Here is a 17,607-nt window from a genome sequence, read left to right on the forward strand (position 1 = left end):
TTCTAGTGAAGCCCCGTATCTAAGGACGGAGGACCGAAAAATAGCAAGGGTCTACCGCCGAGCAGCGAGCCTAGGCGGGCCTTCCTGACGGCTCGCTGACGCGACGTCAGTCGTCGTCCCGTTGCGGTACCGTGAAGCCGCCTTCCTCCACCATCCGGGCGAACGGCCCGGAGCCGCTGGCGAGGGTATGGAAGCTTCCCCGTTCCACGATCCGCCCCTGCTCGAAAACGAGGATTTCGTCGGCATCGGCGACCGTTGAAAGCCGGTGTGCGATGATGAAGGTCGTGCGCCCCTTGCGCAGCCGGTCGAGCGCCCGCTTGATGCGCGCCTCGGTCGAGGCATCCAGCGCGCTCGTCGCCTCGTCGAGGATGAGGATGGGTGCATCCTTTAGGATGGCGCGCGCGATGGCAATGCGCTGCCGCTCACCCCCCGAGAGGGCATTCCCCCGCTCGCCGATGACGAAGTCGAACCCGCCCGGCTTGCGCATGGTGAAGTCGTACGCCTCTGCAAGCCGCGCGGCCTCTTCGATCTCCGCCAGCGTGGCTCCTGGCCGGCCCACGGCGATGTTCTCGGCAATGGATCGGTTGAACAGCCCCGCCTCCTGAAACACCACCGCGATCGAGGCGCGCAGCGATGCCAGCGTCACATCCGCGATATCGTGCCCGTCGATGAGAATGCGTCCGCGGTCCGGCGCGCGTAGACGTTGCAGCAAGGACAGCGTCGTCGTCTTGCCTGATCCAGTCGCCCCGACCAGAGCCACTGTTTCTCCCGGTGCCGCACCAAAGCTGAGATCGAAGACGCCCTGCTCAGTTCCCGGAAAGTGGAAAGTGACATCCTCGTAGCGCACATCGCCGCTGATCGAGGGGAGGGCCTGCGCATCGGGCTTTTCCTCGACGCCCTGCGCGGCATCGATCAACTCGAAATAACCACGCAGCGCCGGCGCGCGGCGATGGATGGCGACGACGAAGTTCGTCACCTGGTCGAGCTTGCCGATGAGCAGTCCGGCAAATGCGACGAACGCCACGATTTCGCCGACCGTCAGCTCGCCGCGCCCGGCCAGCACAGCGCCCGTCGCCAGCACGGCCACCATGGTGATCGTCGCCGCCGAGCGTTGCAGCACCGTCAGCAAGCCCCACCACGTGAGTACCGGATATTGGGCGGCGAGAAGGTCGCTCATCACGCCGCGCATGGCGTCCGCTTCCGCCTGCAAGCGCGTGAAGCTCTGCACCACCGTGACGTTCGAGATAACATCGCCCACACGTCCGAACACCGCGGAATTGTATCGTTCGACAATGGCTTGCCCTGTACGTGTCTTGGTGATCACCACCGCGTTCATCACAACGTAGGCGACCGCCAGCAAGGCGAGGATCGCTGCCATGCGCGCGTCCATGCTGATCGCAGTGGGAACCAGCAGCACGATGCCGGCAAGGGCCGTGAGCTGCTCGCGCATGGCCCCGAGCCACAGCCAGAACAGTCCGTCTGTTCCTTGCAGAATGGATCGGACCACGGCGCCCGAGCCGCGCTCGGCGTGATATCCGGCGGGCAACGTCATCGCCCGTTCGAATGCTTCCGCCATCGCGGCCAGATGCCGGCGATGCGCCAGCCGGTCGGCATAAACGGCGACCGCTGCTCCTGCGATGATGCCGAACAGGCCGAGCAGTGCCCACAGCGCGATATAGGTGAATGCGGCCTGTCCCTTCGACAGGCTGTCCACGACGCGCCCGAACAGCACCGGTTCGGCCAGTTGCACCAGGCCGATGGCGACCGATGCCGTCGCCAGCAGGAGAGCAATGCCACGCTCGGCCTTCAGCATGCCGATCGCACGCATGTAAAGAGTTAGGAGGGACATGCGCCGCGCCTTCTGATGCTAGCGCTCGATCGCCGGCTGCTGGACGCCTTCCAGCTGGAACGCGCTCTCATCCTTCAGCGTCACCCCTGTCAGCCCGCGCCGGAACGCCTCGCGCAGCAGCCAGTGAATCTTGAACGCACCTTCCATAGCGCTGAGCCCGCCAGTGCGAATGTTGGATACGCAGTTGCGCTCGCCGTCCTTGCGTCCGACGCGCGGTGCAAAGGTGAGATAGGCGCCGAGGCTGTCCGGCGATGACAGGCCCGGCCGTTCGCCGATCAACACCAGAACCGCACGCGCATTGAGGATTTCCCCAGCCTCATCGCCGATCGCCACCCGGGCCTGACTGGCCAGCACCACCGGTCCGACGCTCCAGCCGCTCTTCTGCACCATCGGCAGCAGCGCGCCGATCAGTGCTCCTGCGTTTGCAGCAACGCCCGTCGACGAAAGGCCATCCGCAACGACGATCGCAAGATCGGGATGCGGTCCCGTCGCCTTTTCGGCAAGCAACTCCCGCGATGCCGGACTGAGGCGTCGGCCCAGGTCTGGCCGGCGCAGGTAGACGTCGCGGTCGGTCGCGGCGCTCGCAGCCGAGAGCGTATCCAGACCCATCGCGGAAAGCTCGGCGGCAATCGGCGCCCAGTCCATCGGCGTCGTCACGGCATCGCGCGCCTGCGCGTGGGCCATGGCAAAGCTGAGCACCTCACGGATCGGCAGAGCCGATCCAGCACGCCCAAGGCCAATGCGAGCGTCCGTAAAGCGGCGCAACTCCGGCCAAGGCGCATCGTTGCTCATGCGGCGATCCCCTTGATGTGATCGAGCAGCACCGGCGCGGGATCGGCCAGCAGGCGCCCCTCGGCGTCCGCCAGCCCGATACGCGCGAGCCAGGCTTCGAACTCGGGCGCGCGCCGCAGCCCCAACGCCTCGCGCACATAGAGTGCGTCATGGAACGAGGTCGACTGGTAGTTCAGCATGATGTCGTCGGCGCCCGGCACGCCCATCACGAAGGTCACGCCGGCCGCGCCCAGCAGCATCAGCAACACGTCCATGTCGTCCTGATCGGCCTCGGCGTGGTTCGTGTAGCAGACATCGCATCCCATCGGCAGACCCATCAGCTTGCCGCAGAAATGGTCTTCGAGGCCCGCGCGAATGATCTCCTTGCCGTTGTAGAGATATTCCGGCCCGATGAAGCCGACGACGGAATTGACCAGCAGCGGCTTGAACGTCCGCGCCACCGCGTAAGCGCGCGCTTCCAGCGTTTGCTGGTCGACGCCGTGATGGGCATCCGCCGACAGCGCCGAGCCTTGCCCTGTCTCGAAATACATGACGTTGTCGCCGACGGTGCCACGATTGAGCGACAGCGCCGCCTCACGCCCTTCCTTCAGCATGGCGAGGGTGACGCCGAACGAGGCATTGACCGCCTGCGTCCCTCCGATCGACTGGAACACGAGGTCGACCGGGGCGCCGCGCGATATCGCCTCGATGGACGTCGTCACGTGCGTCAGCACGCAGCTCTGCGTCGGAATGTCGAACCGTTGAATGATTTCATCGAGCATGGCGATGAGATCGAGGATCACCCCCACGTTGTCGCTCGCCGGATTGATGCCGATGACTGCATCGCCGCACCCCAGCATCAGCCCGTCCACGATGGAGGCGGCAATGCCGCGCTTGTCGTCGGTGGGGTGGTTCGGCTGCAGCCGTACCGACATGCGTCCTTTGAGGCCGATGGTATCGCGAAACCGGGTTACCACCTCGGCCTTGCGCGCCGCTAAGATAAGATCCTGGTTGCGCATGATCTTCGCGGTGGCCGCTGCCATTTCCGGAGTTATTCCGGGCGCCAGCGCGGCCAGCGCCTCGGTCGTCGCAGCCTCCGACAACAGCCAGTCACGCAACTCCCCGACCGTCATGTGCGCGATCGGGCTGAACGCGCGCTCATCGTGCGTATCGACGATCAGCCGCGTAACGTCATCGCTTTCGTAGGAGATCAGCAGCTCTTCCAAGAACCGCTTAAGCGGCAGATCCGCCAGCACCATCTTGGCGGCGACATTCTCTTCCGCGCTACGCGCAGCAACGCCGGCCAGCACGTCGCCCGAACGCGGCGGCGTCGCCTTCGCCATCACCTCTTTGAGGTCTGCGAACCGGTATTCGGTCTGCCGCCACGCTGCCCGATACATGACGGCCTCCGCCATCGATATCCCTCAGAAAAGGATAGCGCGCGAATGCATTACCGCACAATCGGCACATGCTGCGGCGTTGCGGCAGAGCGATCAGAGAAACATGGGGAGTTCGGCGAACAACAGGTAGCCCAGCGGTGAGGCAACGATCTTCTGTTCCACCGCGATACGGATCAGCTGCATCGGCGTGCGCGCGTTGAACTTGGAGCGCAGCGCTGAGCAGGTCGTGGCGACCGTCTTGTAGGACACGTTGATGAGGGCGGCGATCTCCGACATGCTCTTGCCCCTCGCCAACAGCCGCAGCACCTCACGCTCGCGCGAGTTCAGCGCCACCTGATCGCCCGCGTTGCGCAAGAAAGCGATCTTCTGCGCCATGTCCTGCGGCAGCCAATGCCCGCCGGCGTAGACCTCGCGAATGGCGGTGAGAAAGGCGCTAGGGTCGTCGCTCTTGCTGATGTACCCGTGCGCGCCGCCCTCGATCGCCTGCGCGGCGAACATTGGGTCATCGTTCATGGAGAACATGATGATGCGCGCGCGGGGCTCCCGCACCAGAAGGCGGCGGGCGAGCTCGAACCCAGATACGTCGGGCAGATTGATGTCGATGACGCACACATCCGGCTTGTGGCCAACGAACAGGTCATGCGCGGCGGCCGCGGTCCGAGCCTCCAGCATGGTCATGTCATCGGTCTCAGCCAGCAGGGCCCTGCAGCCGGAGAGCACGATCGGGTGATCGTCGACGATTAGTACTTTCACGTTGTCCGTCTCGGCTTATGCCAAGTGATTGTATAACGTACGAATAGCGGCCGGAAAGTGGACCGTCAAACTATGCGGTATGACTTTTGCTTGAAGTCGTGAACTCCAAGTCCAGTTGCATAATGCCCAGACGGCACGAACGAGGATCAACGTATGTCCATCCGCTTCCGGCTCAATGCGTTGATCATCATCGTCGCCGCCCTCGGACTGGGGGTTCTCGTCGCCGGCCTCGTGCTCAGCGCCGGCCCGCGCATCAGGGCCGAAAGTGAAAGCACGATGCGGCTGGCCAAGGAGTTCGTCGAGACGACGATCGCCAGCTTGCAGGGCACCGAGGATCCGGGCTCGCGGCTGAAAGTTCTCCTGGGCGGCCTGAAAGAGCTTCGCCACGTCCACATTTACCGTAGTGACGAGCCAGTGCCCGACGCGGTGCAGGCAGAGGAGCTGGATGCGCAGGGCGTCCCGGGCGTGCCGCAGTGGCTGGCCCGCATGGGGCGGCCGGTTGCCGCGATGGAGGTGCCGGTCATTGTCGACGGTCGGGACTTCGGAACTCTCATCATCGCTCCGCGTCTTGCCGACGAGGCCGCCGAGATATGGGACTCGATCATCAACTTCACTTTGGGCGCAGCCGCGCTGGCGATAGCCGCGGCGCTGCTGATCAGCCTCACGATTGCACGCCTGCTGAAGCCCATCGGGGACGTCGGCGACGCGCTGCTGGTGCTGGAGCAAGGGCACTACGCAGTGAAGGTCCCGGAGGGCGGCCCCCCAGAGATCTCAGGCATCTGCCGAAAGCTCAATCGCCTCGCCGCGACCCTCGATGAAACGGTCTCCGAGAACAAGCGCCTCGCGCAACGGCTGGTGCGTGTGCAGGACGAGGAGCGCAAAGATCTCGCGCGCGAGCTGCACGATGAATTTGGTCCGTATTTGTTCGCAGCCCGCGCGGCCGTGAGCACGCTCAGCGCGGACATCAAGCGCGGCCTTTCTGACAAGCAAAAGCTGCTTGCGAGTTGCGACACGCTCGTCACGCACATTGAAACGATCCAGCGTATGAACCGCAATGTGCTCCATAAGCTGCGGCCCATGGGCCTGGAGGAGTACGGGCTCAAGGCAAAGCTGACGTCGCTTTTGGCGTTGCTGCGCGAGAGCCACCCGCATGTCGCCATCAGGCTGAGCGTTGACGATGACCTGCCCGTGGGTGACGAGACCAGCACGCTGACCATCTATCGCTTGGCGCAGGAGGGTCTGACCAACGCGCTTCGCCACGCGGACGCCAGTCGTATTGATGTCGCGATCCGTCTCGCGTCATCGAGTGAATCTCCCATCGCGATGCGGGGTAAGGAACGGCCCATTGTGCACATTACCGTTGCCGATGATGGCCGAGGGCTGCCTGAAATTCCCAAGCCCAGCTATGGCATCGCCGGGATGAGTGAGCGGGTCTGGGCATCGGGCGGTGAAATGCGTCTCGCCAGCCCTGCTTCCGGCGGCGTGCAACTCGATGCCTGGGTGCCGGTCGCCGTATCAGGTGGCAACGAAAAGCGGGCCAATCTGCTGGCCCAGGCCTGATGCCCGCATACCGTGCCTGTTGCTTCCCTGACACAGACAACTGTGTAACGTGTGTCTCGTGTGACTAATTTTGGAAGCGCTTTTCTCAATCTATGAAATTCCGGGCTGCCACTCTCGCCATTACTCATTGTCATACGGGAGAAGTAGAACGCGGCAGTTTTTGCCATAAAGTACAGCGCCTTTTTTCTCCCGAGTAACGCGTAGCTGGCGGCGCCTGCCAAGGCGCCGACGGCAGGGGGGAGTAAAAAGTAATGCGTATGTACCGCGTGGGGTCTGTCTCCGTTGCAGCCCTCTTTGCCGCTTTATCCACGGCCGCAGTCGCTCAAGATGCACCAACACCGGCACCCGCCGGAGAGCAGCTTCCACCGGTCGAGGTTATCCAAAAGCAACCGACTCCGGCACCTGCAGCCAAGAAGAAGTCAGCCGCCAAGAAGAAGTCGGTATCGCCAGCGCCTCAGCCGCCCGCATCCGCAGCCGCCAATCCCGCCGCGATCAACCCCAATTCCGTTTATGGGTCGCCCGCCGCTGGCGGTGCGGCCGAACGCGCTTATGAAAGCGCGACGACCCCCATCAACCCGAGCCAGCTCATCCCGACAAATCTGCACGGCTACTCGAGCTCGGCTTCGCACATCACGCCGGCGCAGATCGAAGAAAATCAGCCGCGCAACGTCAACGAGGCGCTGACCCGCATACCTGGCGTCGTCGTCATCAATGACGATGCCGATGCACACCACGGTGGCATCGGCCTGCGCGGCTCGCCGCCCCGCCGCTCACGCAAGATGCTGGTGATGGAGGACGGCCACACGGTCAACCTCGCGCTTTGGCTCGACCCGTCCGTGCATTATTGGGCGCCGATGGAGCGTATGGAGAGCATCGAGGTGATCCGCGGCACGGTGATCAGCCACGGCCCCAACAACAACTTCGGCGTCATCAACTCGCGCAACCTGTCGCCCTTCGGACCCGACGAGACCGTCATCAGCTCGGCCATCGGTTTCACCAGCATGCGCGGTGGCTGCTACGAATATGAGGATGAGAACGGCGACGATCAGGAGCGCTGCAAAGGTGACTCGACGGAGGAATCCTATCGCTGGCACGTCCATACCCGCCAGCATTCGGGCAACGTCGGCATCGTGGCCTCATACACGGGCTCAGACATCCAAGGCGCCTGGGATACCGAACGCCTGCGCGTAAACGACTTCTATGGCGCCATCGGCTGGAAAGGCTCCAGTTCGGACGTCGTCGTGTCGGCAATCCACGCCCGCCAGAAGGACAAATACGACGAGCAGAACTTCCTCATGGAGTTCGAGGAGGAGATCGACGCTACCGATGCCGAAGCGGCGGCCGAGGCGATGGCCGCGGAATATCGCGGCGGCGCCGAAAAGGCCTTCATGGCACTTGGAAGCTGCAAGTCCTGCTACGCACCAGATGCACACTTCAACACCTACACGGGCGAGATCTGGCGTGGTCAGGTCGTGCACAATGCCTACCTCGACGACGACACCACCATCACCAGCCGCGTCTACGCCGGCTATCACCGTCGTGATCGCTACCAGCTTATCTCGCCTGACGCGGATGTAGGCGGCTCGATCGGAGACGCGCCGGAGTACGAGGAAGGCAATGGTATCCCGGGCGATGACGACGAATATGGTGCCATCGAGCTGAGCGAAAACTCCATGTTCGGCCGGCTTCGCACCTTCCGTCACTTGGGCGGCGAAGTGCGCGGCGAATGGGCGAACCGCAATGTCCTCGGCTTCAACCAGACCCTGCAGGCGGGTATTCGCTATGAATACCAGGACATGACCAACAAGAACGTGCTTGGTCGCGAAGGCGAGGTGCTCGAGGACGGCAACAAAGGCGTTCTTTCGTTCTTCGACCGCTCGCTTCAGGCCAATACGGTCTCAGCGTTCATGCAGTCCAACATCGAGGTGGCGCGTAATTTCAACGTTGTGCCGGGCGTTCGCTTCGAGTGGTTCGATGTCAGTCGCCGCAACCGTGTCGTGGCTGCCGAGGAAGGTGAAGCCGAGGGCGGAGATGACGACGGCGAACTGGAGATCGAGAACATCGATTTCAACCCCGATCCGTCGCGTGAAAGCTACTCCAGCTTCAACGCCCTGCCGGGTATCGCCTTCGCCTATACCGGCTTCAAGCGCACGACGCTCTATGGCGGCTACCACCGCGGTCTGACCACCACCGTTCTTCGCAACGAGGACTTCCCGGCCCCGGACGAAATCGGTGACAACTTCAACATCGGCATCCGCAGCTCGGCGATCAAAGGCGTCGACTTCGAGGTGGCAGGCTTCTACCAGCTGTTCAAGGATTTCCAGTACGGCGAATCCTTCTCCGCCGTCACCAGCGACCGCGAGTTCGGCCGCGCGGCGGAAGTCACCATCAGTGGCGTCGAACTCTACGGTCGCATCAATTCGCAGCCGTTCACGGGCGGTCCGCTCAACTTCTTCGCTGAAGGCAACTACACCTATGCCCGCAGTGTGCTGGAGAAGGCCTACGCCGACGGCGAGGACTACAGCGGCAATCGCGTGCCGGAAGTGCCCTGGCATGTCGCGGCCCTGACCCTGGGTATCGAGGGCAAGACGGGGTGGCGCTGGAACGCCAGCACGACCTGGACCTATCGCGGCTCCTTCTTCACCGATGCGGCCAATACGCCATACGGTGCCTACGAGGCGGAGTGTGAAGAAGAAGATCCCGGCGAGTACGAATGCGAGATCGAGGAAGCCGGCGAGGGCGGCGGTGTGCCGAGCGTCTGGCTCCTGTCGGCGCGCTTCAACCTCGACATCGGCGATACGGGTGCCAGCGTCTACGTCGCCGGCGACAACCTGACCAACGAGTTCTACATCACCGACCGCGAGGACGGCATGAAGCCCGGTCTGGGCCGCACCATCTGGACCGGCTTCAAGTACAAGTTCTAAACGTTACTGACCGCGTGCTAGCGCACGTTGCAAACCGCCCCCAGCACCCCAGGCTGGGGGCGGCTTTTTTGGTAACGGGCGCACATCGCTGGCGCACGCATCCGGCGGATCGAACGGCCGCAAGGCCTCCTGCGCCTAAAGCACGAAAGTTCACACGATTGAATTTGATGCGTGCCCGCCGGTCAGCTTGCGGCTTTGCTGTAGCTCGACAGCCCGCGTACGGGCCGCTGGGCAAACTGAGCCGTTGCAAGATCCGGGGGCGCCGTCGCGAGCTTGTCCTCGTGCAGCAGCCGATGCTTCTGCATGATCTTCGTCAGAAGCGCGCTCAACAGGATGCCGGCGGACCCGTTCAGCGGCTCGCCTGCGCACTCGATGAAGGCGAGGCCCTGATTGTGTGCTTCGCGGTAGCGCGCCCGTTCGACCACTGCACCAGGCAACAGACTGAAATCGGCGACTTCGACGTAAGCGCGGGCGGCCTCTTCCTCGGCGGGATCGAGCAGGCGCGACAGCGCAATGTGCAACCGTGACTTGGGCACGCCGCCTGCGCGCAGCTCGTAGAACAGCTCCATCGCGGGCTGCAGGTCATCGAACGAGGAGCCGGCGGGCTGCACTGTGAAATGGGCAACGCTGGCAATTTCCCCCGTCAGCTCAGGCGTATTGCTCGGCGCATCGACGATCAGAAGATCGCAGTCGCCCTCCCGCGTGATGGCGGAATCGACGTTCCCGTAGCGTTGCACGGCGAGGGGAGGGTAGGCGCCCTCGCGCTCACGCAGATGCTGCCATCGCGTCGAAGTCTGGTGCGTGGCATCGAGATCGGCGAGGGTGGTAATGAGGCCGCGCCGTGCGGCAACGGTTGCGAGGGCTCGGGCAAGCGTTGACTTACCAACCCCGCCTTTTCGGCTTACGAACGCGACGACGACTGTCATTGTGACGCTGCCGGACTACCAAAAACAACCCGCTCGACCTATCGGGTATGATTAAAAAGCGGCAGATTGGCGGCCGCTCTTGTGGCGATCATGTGTCGCGTACTCCACTGTCGTCTCAACTCACGCCCCTCAGAGATTGATCGAATGACCGAAACGAAGCTCGAAGTTCCTCACGCTGGCGAGCCGAGACCGAACGACCTCGGCGCCTTTTGGATGCCCTTCACCGCCAACCGGGACTTCAAGCGCGCCCCACGCCTTTTCGTTGGCGCCAAGGGCATGCGCTTCGTGACGGACGACGGTCGCAAGGTGCTCGACGGAACCTCGGGACTCTGGTGCGTCAACGCCGGACATTGCCGTGAACCGATTGTCGAGGCGATCCGCCGTCAGGCTGGCGAACTGGACTTCGCCGGCACTTTCCAGATGGGCCACACCAAGGCATTCGAGGCGGCAGCGCGACTTGCCGGCATCGCGCCCGCCGGCTTCAACCACGTGTTCTTCACCAACTCCGGATCGGAAGCCGTCGACACCGCACTCAAGATCGCAATCGCCTACCATCGCGCACGCGGCAACGGCGGCAAGACCCGCCTGATCGGCCGCGAGCGCGGCTATCACGGCTCCAACCTCGGCGGGACTGCAGTCGGCGGCATCCCCGGCAACCGCCGCATGTTCGGCGCCATCGTCGCCGGTGTCGACCATCTCCGGCATACGCATGATCCTGCCCGCAACGCATTCGCACGCGGGCAGCCGGAGCACGGGGAGGAACTGGCGGACGACCTGGAACGGCTCGTCGCCCTGCACGACGCTTCGACCATCGCTGCCGTCATCGTCGAGCCGGTGGCCTGCTCAGCCGGCGTCTACATCCCGCCCAAAGGCTACCTCCAGCGCCTGGCGTCGATATGTGCACGCAATGACATCCTGCTGATCCTCGACGAGGTGATCACCGCATTCGGCCGCCTCGGCACGCCCTTCGCGGCGGATTACTTCGGCATCAGCGCGGACATCATCACTACCGCCAAGGGCCTCACCAACGGCGCGGTGCCGATGGGCGCAGTGCTCGTCAAGGACAATGTACACGACGCATTCATGACCGGCCCGGAGGCTGCAATAGAGCTGGCGCACGGCTACACCTATTCCGGTCATCCGCTTGCGTCCGCTGCCGCCATCGCCACCATCGACCTGCTCCAGCGCGAAGGCCTGCTGACCCGCGCTGCCGAACTCGCACCCTATTGGCAGGAAGCCGTGCAGTCGCTCGAGGGCCTGCCTCACGTCATTGACGTGCGCAACATCGGGCTCATCGGCGCCATCGAGCTCGCACCTCTGCCTGATGCTGCGGGCAGGCGCGCACACGCGCGCTTCCTCGAAGCGTTCAAGCGCGGCATCCTCGTGCGTGCGACGGGCGACGTCATCGCGCTCGCGCCCCCGCTCATCATCCAGAAGAACGAGATCGACGAGTTGATCAGCACGCTCGCCGGCGTCCTCCGCGACGTGCGCGATTAGTCGTTCGTCAGTACGCCTCCCGCGCCTCGGCGTGCGCACCGTCATGCTGGCTCTGCAGCCTCTCTAACGGCTTGCGGCCGAACAGCAGGAATAGCGTCGGCGTCAGGAACGCATCGAGCAGCGTCGCGGAAATGAGGCCACCGAAGATCGTCACCGCTACCGGGTTCAGGATTTCCTTGCCCGGCTCGTCGGCGCCGATCATCAGCGGCACCAGTGCGATTCCCGCCGACAACGCCGTCATCAGCACCGGCCGCAGCCGCTCCAGTGTACCGCGGATAACCATCTGTGCGCCGAAATGCTCACCCTCGAACAGCACCAGGTTGATGTAATGGCTGATCTTCAGAATGCCGTTGCGAGTCGCAATGCCAGCCAGCGTGATGAAGCCGATGGCGCTTGCAACCGAGAACGGCTGCCCCGCAATCCATAGCGCCGTCACGCTTCCAATCAGCGCGAGGGGCACGTTGCCCATGATGATCAGCGCGAGCCGCGCCGAGGTGTAGCGCGAGTAGAGCACCACGAAGATGAGCAGCAGCGACGCCGCGGAAAGAGCGCCGATGAGTGTCGAAGCTTCTTCCTGCGCCTGGAACTGCCCCTCGAGACTAGCGAAATATCCTTGCGGAAACGGGGCCGTATCGATCGCTCTGCGAATGTCGTCGACGATCCGCGCCATGTCCGATCCATCAGTGTTGGCGAACACCGCGATACGCCGCTTGCCATTCTCGCGCTGGATCTGGTTCGGCCCATCCGTCTCGAACACGTCGGCTATGGTGCCGAGCGGGATCCGCCCCGCCGGGCTCTCGATCAGCATTTCGCCGAGCGCGCGTGTGCTGCGGTCGGCGTCCGCCAGCCGGATCACCACGTCGAAGCGCTTCGATTGATCGACGATCTGCGATACGACCAGCCCGTTCGACAACGCACCGAGTGCTTCTGTCACCTGGCTGGGATTGAGGCCATAGAGCGCTGCCTTCGCGTAATCGACGCGCACCTGAAGCTGCGGAATGCGCACCTGCTTCTCGGTCTGCAGATCGACCACGCCCGGGATCGTCTTGAGCTTCTGTTCCAGCGTCGAGGCGAGCCCACGCAGAGTGTCGTAGTCATCGCCGTATATCTTCAGTGCAATCTGCGCCCTGACGCCCGAAAGCATGTGATCGAGCCTATGCGCAATCGGTTGGCCCACTGTAATGCTTGCCGGTAGCACCGACAGACGCTTGCGGATATCGGCCAGCACCTCCTCACGGCTGCGTGCCGACTTGCCAAGATCGATGTCGAGCTCACTGTTGTGAACGCCCTCGGCGTGCTCATCGAGCTCTGCGCGTCCCGTTCGCCGGCCAACCGAGTGGACCTCTGGAACCTCCGCTACGATTTTCTCGGCAAGGCGCCCGATACGATCGGATTCAGCGAGGCTGATCCCCGGCTGCAGCACGACGCTGACCAGTACGGTGCCCTCGTTGAAGGTCGGAAGGAATGCGCGCGGTAGCGCAACCCCGGCAATGGCAGCGGCAAACACCGCCGCCAGCGGCACGCCGAGCACGAACACAGGCCTCGCAAAGCACCATTTGAGACCGGCTTCCTGCCAGCGCTTCAGCACCCGAACCAGGGCGCCATCATGCTCCGATAGCGAGCGCATCCGCGGCAGCAGCCAGAAGCTGAGCACCGGCGTCACCGTAAGAGATACGACGAGGCTGGCGAGGATTGAGACGATGAACGCGATACCCAGCGGCGTAAACAGCCGCCCTTCGATGCCTGAGAGCGCGAACACTGGCAGGAACACCAGCACGATCACCAAAGTCGCGTAGAGAATGCCCGATCTCACCTCCATGGCCGCCGAGGCGATCACATCGATCAGTGTCCGCTCGTCCTTGCTGCCGCCCGCCGCGCGGTGCAGCCCAAGCCGCCGGAAAATGTTCTCCACGTCCACCACGGCGTCATCCACCAGCGCACCGATGGCAATGGCGATACCGCCGAGCGTCATGGTGTTGATGGACATGCCCATGATCTGGAACACGATCAGCGTGGTCAGCACCGATAGCGGGATGGCCACCAGCGAGATGAAAGTCGTCTGCCAGTTGAGCAGGAACAGGAACAGCACGATGGCCACGCACACCAGCGCCTCGACCAGCACCCGCAGCATGTTCGAGATCGACGTCTCGATGAACGTCGCCTGCCTGAACTGGATGTCGCTCGCGCGCACACCTTCCGGCATCACCCGCTGCAGCTCCGGCAGCATGGTCTCGATGCGCTCGGTGATGCGCACAGTATCCGCACCCGGCTGCTTCTGCACCGCCAGGATCACCGCCGGTTTGCCGTTATGCCCGGCATCGCCGCGTTTGGTGCGTGCCGCGAAATCGACGTCGGCTACCTGATGCAGCGCCACGACGTGGCCATCGCGATAGGCGACGACGAGATTACGCAGGTCTTCGATGCGCGTCGTGCGCGCGATATTGCGGATGAGGAATTCGCGCGCCTTGAGGTCGACGAACCCGCCACCCGTGTTGGACCCGAATTCCTTCAGCGCCTTTTCGATCGCTTCGAAGCTGACGTCGAGGCTGGTCATCCGTCGCGGATCGGGGATCACGCGATACTGACGCACCTCTCCCCCGATTGGGATCACCTGCGCCACGCCCGGAACGGTGAGGATCTGCGGGCGTAAGGTGAAGTCGGCCAGCTCGCGCAGCTCCATCGGGCTCACCGTCTCGCTCGACATGGCGATGAGCATGATCTCACCCATCACCGAGGAGATCGGTCCCATCTGCGCCGAGACACCGCGCGGCAGTTGCTCACGCACGAGCTGTAGACGTTCCGCGATCTGCTGGCGCGCGCGATAGATCTCCACCGACCAGTCGAATTCGACATAGACGATGGACAGACCGACGCCCGAGACGGAGCGCACGCGTGAGACGCCCGGCATGCCGTTCATGGCCGTCTCGATCGGGTAGGTGACGAGCTGCTCGACTTCCTCGGGAGCAAGGCCCTCCGCCTCCGTCATGAGCGTGACGGTCGGCCTGTTGAGGTCGGGGAAGACGTCCACTGGAAGCTCGCGCAGCGTCATCAGGCCATAGAATGACAACGCCAAGGCGCCCACGAGAACGAACAGGCGGTGCTTCAGGCTGGAGCGGATGATCCAATCGAACATGATGAGCCCTCAGCGCACTTGGTTGAGCAACTCGGCGCCGTCAACGACGACATGGCTTCCAGCTTCGATGCCGCTCAGCACGACAATGTTGTCGCCATCGAGGGGGGCAATGCGAACCGGCTGCGGTCGGAACAGCTGCGGGCCCTCCTTCACCCACACCCTTGGCAATCCATCCGGTCCACGCACCACGGCTGCATCGGGCAGTACGATGCCGTCGACCGTCTCGCCTTGTTGAACCAGCACTTTCACCGCCGAGCCGATGACGAGCCCGTCATGCCGCTCTTCGACCTTGAACTGCAGCGGCTGTGTCTGCTGGCGGAGCGCTGGAGCGCGTCCGATATAAGAGAGCCTGATCGAGTGCCCGTCCGGGTCGTTGGCGTAGGCGCCGTGAATGAGCGGAGCAGCGTGCTCGGCGCCGCTGATGGCTTCGATCCATAGCCTGTGCGGATCGACGATCTCGAACAGCGTTTCCCGGGTCGTCACCACCTGTCCAGCGCGCACATTGGCGACGGAAATGACACCGGCAACCGGCGCCTTGAGTGGGATCAGCTCGACGTCCTTCTGCGCCAGCACGCGTTGCTGCTCGCGCAGCGCTTCCAGTTCGGCGCGCGTGTCGTCGATTTCGCGCTGAGCGACGACGCTGGAAATCCGCGTCAACCGCGCCAGCTTCTGCTCGGCGATCCGCAGTTTGCCCGCAACGTCGGCGCGCAGCTGCTGCATGGTGCCGAGGTCGGCGATCGGAATGCTCGGAGCAAGATAGGCCAATACCTCGCCCGCTGTGACCTTCTGGCCCACATGGGAGACACCGCGTTCGGCGATCTCGATTCGCCCATCCATCGGCGCCTGCACCTGTCCAAACGAGGAAGGATCGGGAACCACAGTGCCGATCAACTCGCGACTGGGGAGCGCCTTTTTCAGCTCGGCGACAACCGTCCTCACGTGCAAGAGCCGCTGACTGGGCTTCGGGAGATGAACGTCGCCATCCGGCAAGCGTCGCGGTGTATTGGGTGCGCCAGCCGCCGCCACAGGTGCCTCGTCGGCGTGGTCATCGCCACCGTGCGCTCTCGTCGGCTCCGTCTGTGTCACCAGCATGGTGGTGGTCAGCAGCGCGAACAAAAGCGCCGTGGTTGTGCCCGGCGCACGCGGAGAATCGATGCGCGCGCCGTCCGCCGATGTGTCAGGGACCCTGAGGGGGCGGAACGCAAATGCCAACACAAAGCCGGCTGCTGCAGCAAAAGCAGCCACCAGCCACATGAGCGGTGATGCTAATAAGGCGGCCAGAGAAACGCGACCGTCAGTAGCCTGTGCCTGCTCCGCGGCGACGTCCATCTCGCCCTCGAGCACTGCCTTCTGGCCGCTTAAGGTGATGACGAACCGCAGCGGCTTGTGCCCTGCCTCGTCGGCCCACGGTGCAGGGATCGAGTAGATTCCATTGCCGATGCCCGTCGCCGTTCCGGCGGCGATGCCATCTGCCTTCAATTCGATCGTGGCACCGGCGACAGGTTCGTTCGTCGCTTGGCGGTCGAGATAGATCGTCAGCTTGCGATCGCTGACGGTGCCGACGAGCTCCAGCCCGTCGCCGCTCAGTTCCACCTGCGGCTGATGCTGCGCGGCAACTGGCGGTGCGTCTTCGTGTGCGTGATCGTCTCCGCCATGCGCCAACGCAGCACTGGCGAGGAGCAGCAAGCTGAGCGAGGTAACGAGAAAGCGTGTCATTTGAGCCGTCCGAAGCTTGAGAAGCATCGGGATCGGCGCGCCGCCAGCGCTAGCCGTCGGCGTTACGAGGACGAAAAATCGGGAGGGACTATTCGCCCGCGCACATATCGCGCCGATCCATCAAACGCACCGCAATGCGGCGCGTGTCGGATCAGGCTAAGCCGCGGGGCGGGCGGAGCGGGGGACGAGCAAGCTGGCCGTAGGGAATGGCGTAGCTGAGTTCACGGTAGCGTGCGGCTGGTGACATGTAGGGTGGCGCAGAGGCGACCGCGGTAATGATGGCCGTGGCGGAACAGCAGTGCGCATGGACGTGCGTGCACCCGTGATCGGAACCCGGTTGCCGGTCGCCGTCGCTATGATCGTGAGCCGCGCCGACGTCCATCAGTGCACCCACGTCGGAATGCTTATGGTCGCCAGCGTCCAAATGCTGGTGCACGAACGCGTGCGCCTCGGCAAACTGCGGCGCGTGCAGGATCGGCAGCTCTCCGCCACCCAGCATGGCGACGGCGAACAGAACGACGACCAGCAGTTGTTTCACAATCCGGTTCACGCGCTTAGCAGACCCGCATTGGCGCCATTCGTCAAGTCGCGGCCGAAGGCGACAAAGTTTCACCCTGTCATTTGACCGTCAAACTATCGTCCCCATCTCTAGGTCAGTTCGCATTCGAACACCCCATGAAAGAGGACACTCATGACAATTCAAACGAAAGCCACCAGAGCCGCCATCGCCGTCCTGACCCTCGCGGTGGCAAGCCCCGCTTTCGCCCATGGGTTCGACGATTGCACCAAGGAGCCGAAGGACAAGTGGAAGTCTCAGGCTGAGGCAGAGGCCACGGCAACCGCAGCCGGCTACACCGTCACTAGGTCGAAAGTCGAAGGCTCTTGCTACGAGGTCTACGCCAAGGACAAGGACGGCAAGAAGTTCGAGCTTTTCTACAATCCGGTGGATTTGTCTCTCGTGAAAAAGCACGACGACTGAGTTCGTCACGAGGCGGCGGCAGTGGCCTATTAAGGGTGTGTCTACAGTTGACGCCCCTCAATGCCATGGAGGCAGGTTTGCCCTCATGACAAGACTAAG

At 63.5% G+C, this 17,607-nt stretch carries 12 protein-coding genes; 4 read left to right on the forward strand and 8 right to left on the reverse strand.

Annotated elements, in window-relative coordinates; translation table 11 throughout:
• Positions 1–106: 106 nt before the first annotated feature.
• From NDB2M4_RS17470 to NDB2M4_RS17485, 4 genes are all read right to left on the reverse strand, one after another.
• The gene (locus tag NDB2M4_RS17470; RefSeq protein ID WP_072377351.1) at positions 107–1,849 is read right to left on the reverse strand and encodes a glucan ABC transporter ATP-binding protein/ permease; all 1,743 of its coding nucleotides are present in this window, start codon (positions 1,847–1,849) and stop codon (positions 107–109) included.
• Positions 1,850–1,867: 18 nt separating this feature from the next.
• The gene (gene eutC / locus NDB2M4_RS17475; RefSeq protein ID WP_072377353.1) at positions 1,868–2,641 is read right to left on the reverse strand and encodes an ethanolamine ammonia-lyase subunit EutC; all 774 of its coding nucleotides are present in this window, start codon (positions 2,639–2,641) and stop codon (positions 1,868–1,870) included.
• Positions 2,638–4,020 (reverse strand): ethanolamine ammonia-lyase subunit EutB, encoded by a 1,383-nt coding sequence (locus NDB2M4_RS17480; protein WP_072378283.1) that lies wholly within the window; start codon positions 4,018–4,020, stop codon positions 2,638–2,640. Before NDB2M4_RS17480 ends, eutC begins: the two co-directional genes overlap by 4 nt.
• Positions 4,021–4,113: 93 nt before the next feature.
• Positions 4,114–4,773 carry a response regulator transcription factor gene (locus tag NDB2M4_RS17485; RefSeq protein WP_072377355.1) on the reverse strand — a complete coding sequence of 220 codons (660 nt, stop codon included), beginning with the start codon at positions 4,771–4,773 and terminating at the stop codon, positions 4,114–4,116.
• Between the two features lie 153 nt (positions 4,774–4,926).
• Here NDB2M4_RS17485 and NDB2M4_RS17490 point away from each other — a divergent pair, with 153 nt between their 5' ends.
• Both NDB2M4_RS17490 and NDB2M4_RS17495 read left to right on the forward strand, forming a co-directional pair.
• Complete coding sequence (locus NDB2M4_RS17490) at positions 4,927–6,333, forward strand: histidine kinase (RefSeq protein WP_072377357.1); 1,407 nt, start codon at positions 4,927–4,929, stop codon at positions 6,331–6,333.
• Between the two features lie 251 nt (positions 6,334–6,584).
• Positions 6,585–9,257, forward strand: a complete 2,673-nt coding sequence (locus NDB2M4_RS17495; RefSeq protein WP_072377359.1) for a TonB-dependent receptor family protein — start codon at positions 6,585–6,587, stop codon at positions 9,255–9,257.
• A 182-nt stretch (positions 9,258–9,439) separates the two neighbouring features.
• On the opposite strand, the gene NDB2M4_RS17500 is transcribed toward NDB2M4_RS17495, so the two are convergent.
• Positions 9,440–10,183, reverse strand: a complete 744-nt coding sequence (locus NDB2M4_RS17500) for a ParA family protein (RefSeq protein ID WP_072377361.1) — start codon at positions 10,181–10,183, stop codon at positions 9,440–9,442.
• Positions 10,184–10,327: 144 nt separating this feature from the next.
• Here NDB2M4_RS17500 and NDB2M4_RS17505 point away from each other — a divergent pair, with 144 nt between their 5' ends.
• The gene (locus tag NDB2M4_RS17505; RefSeq protein ID WP_072377363.1) at positions 10,328–11,680 is read left to right on the forward strand and encodes an omega-aminotransferase AptA; all 1,353 of its coding nucleotides are present in this window, start codon (positions 10,328–10,330) and stop codon (positions 11,678–11,680) included.
• A 7-nt stretch (positions 11,681–11,687) separates the two neighbouring features.
• On the opposite strand, the gene NDB2M4_RS17510 is transcribed toward NDB2M4_RS17505, so the two are convergent.
• The 3 genes from NDB2M4_RS17510 to NDB2M4_RS20090 form a co-directional block, all read right to left on the reverse strand.
• On the reverse strand, positions 11,688–14,813 hold the full coding sequence (locus NDB2M4_RS17510; RefSeq protein WP_072377365.1) for an efflux RND transporter permease subunit: 3,126 nt from the start codon (positions 14,811–14,813) through the stop codon (positions 11,688–11,690).
• Between the two features lie 9 nt (positions 14,814–14,822).
• Positions 14,823–16,529, reverse strand: coding sequence for an efflux RND transporter periplasmic adaptor subunit (locus NDB2M4_RS17515; RefSeq protein ID WP_072377367.1), 1,707 nt, complete (start codon positions 16,527–16,529; stop codon positions 14,823–14,825).
• A gap of 151 nt (positions 16,530–16,680) precedes the next feature.
• Positions 16,681–17,067, reverse strand: coding sequence for a hypothetical protein (locus NDB2M4_RS20090; protein WP_139247367.1), 387 nt, complete (start codon positions 17,065–17,067; stop codon positions 16,681–16,683).
• A gap of 153 nt (positions 17,068–17,220) precedes the next feature.
• On the opposite strand from NDB2M4_RS20090, the gene NDB2M4_RS17525 reads away from it, so the two are divergent.
• Complete coding sequence (locus NDB2M4_RS17525; protein ID WP_072377371.1) at positions 17,221–17,508, forward strand: PepSY domain-containing protein; 288 nt, start codon at positions 17,221–17,223, stop codon at positions 17,506–17,508.
• Positions 17,509–17,607: the final 99 nt, after the last annotated feature.

This window comes from Hyphomicrobium sp. NDB2Meth4 (assembly GCF_900117445.1).
In the GTDB taxonomy this organism is placed as follows: domain Bacteria; phylum Pseudomonadota; class Alphaproteobacteria; order Rhizobiales; family Hyphomicrobiaceae; genus Hyphomicrobium_A.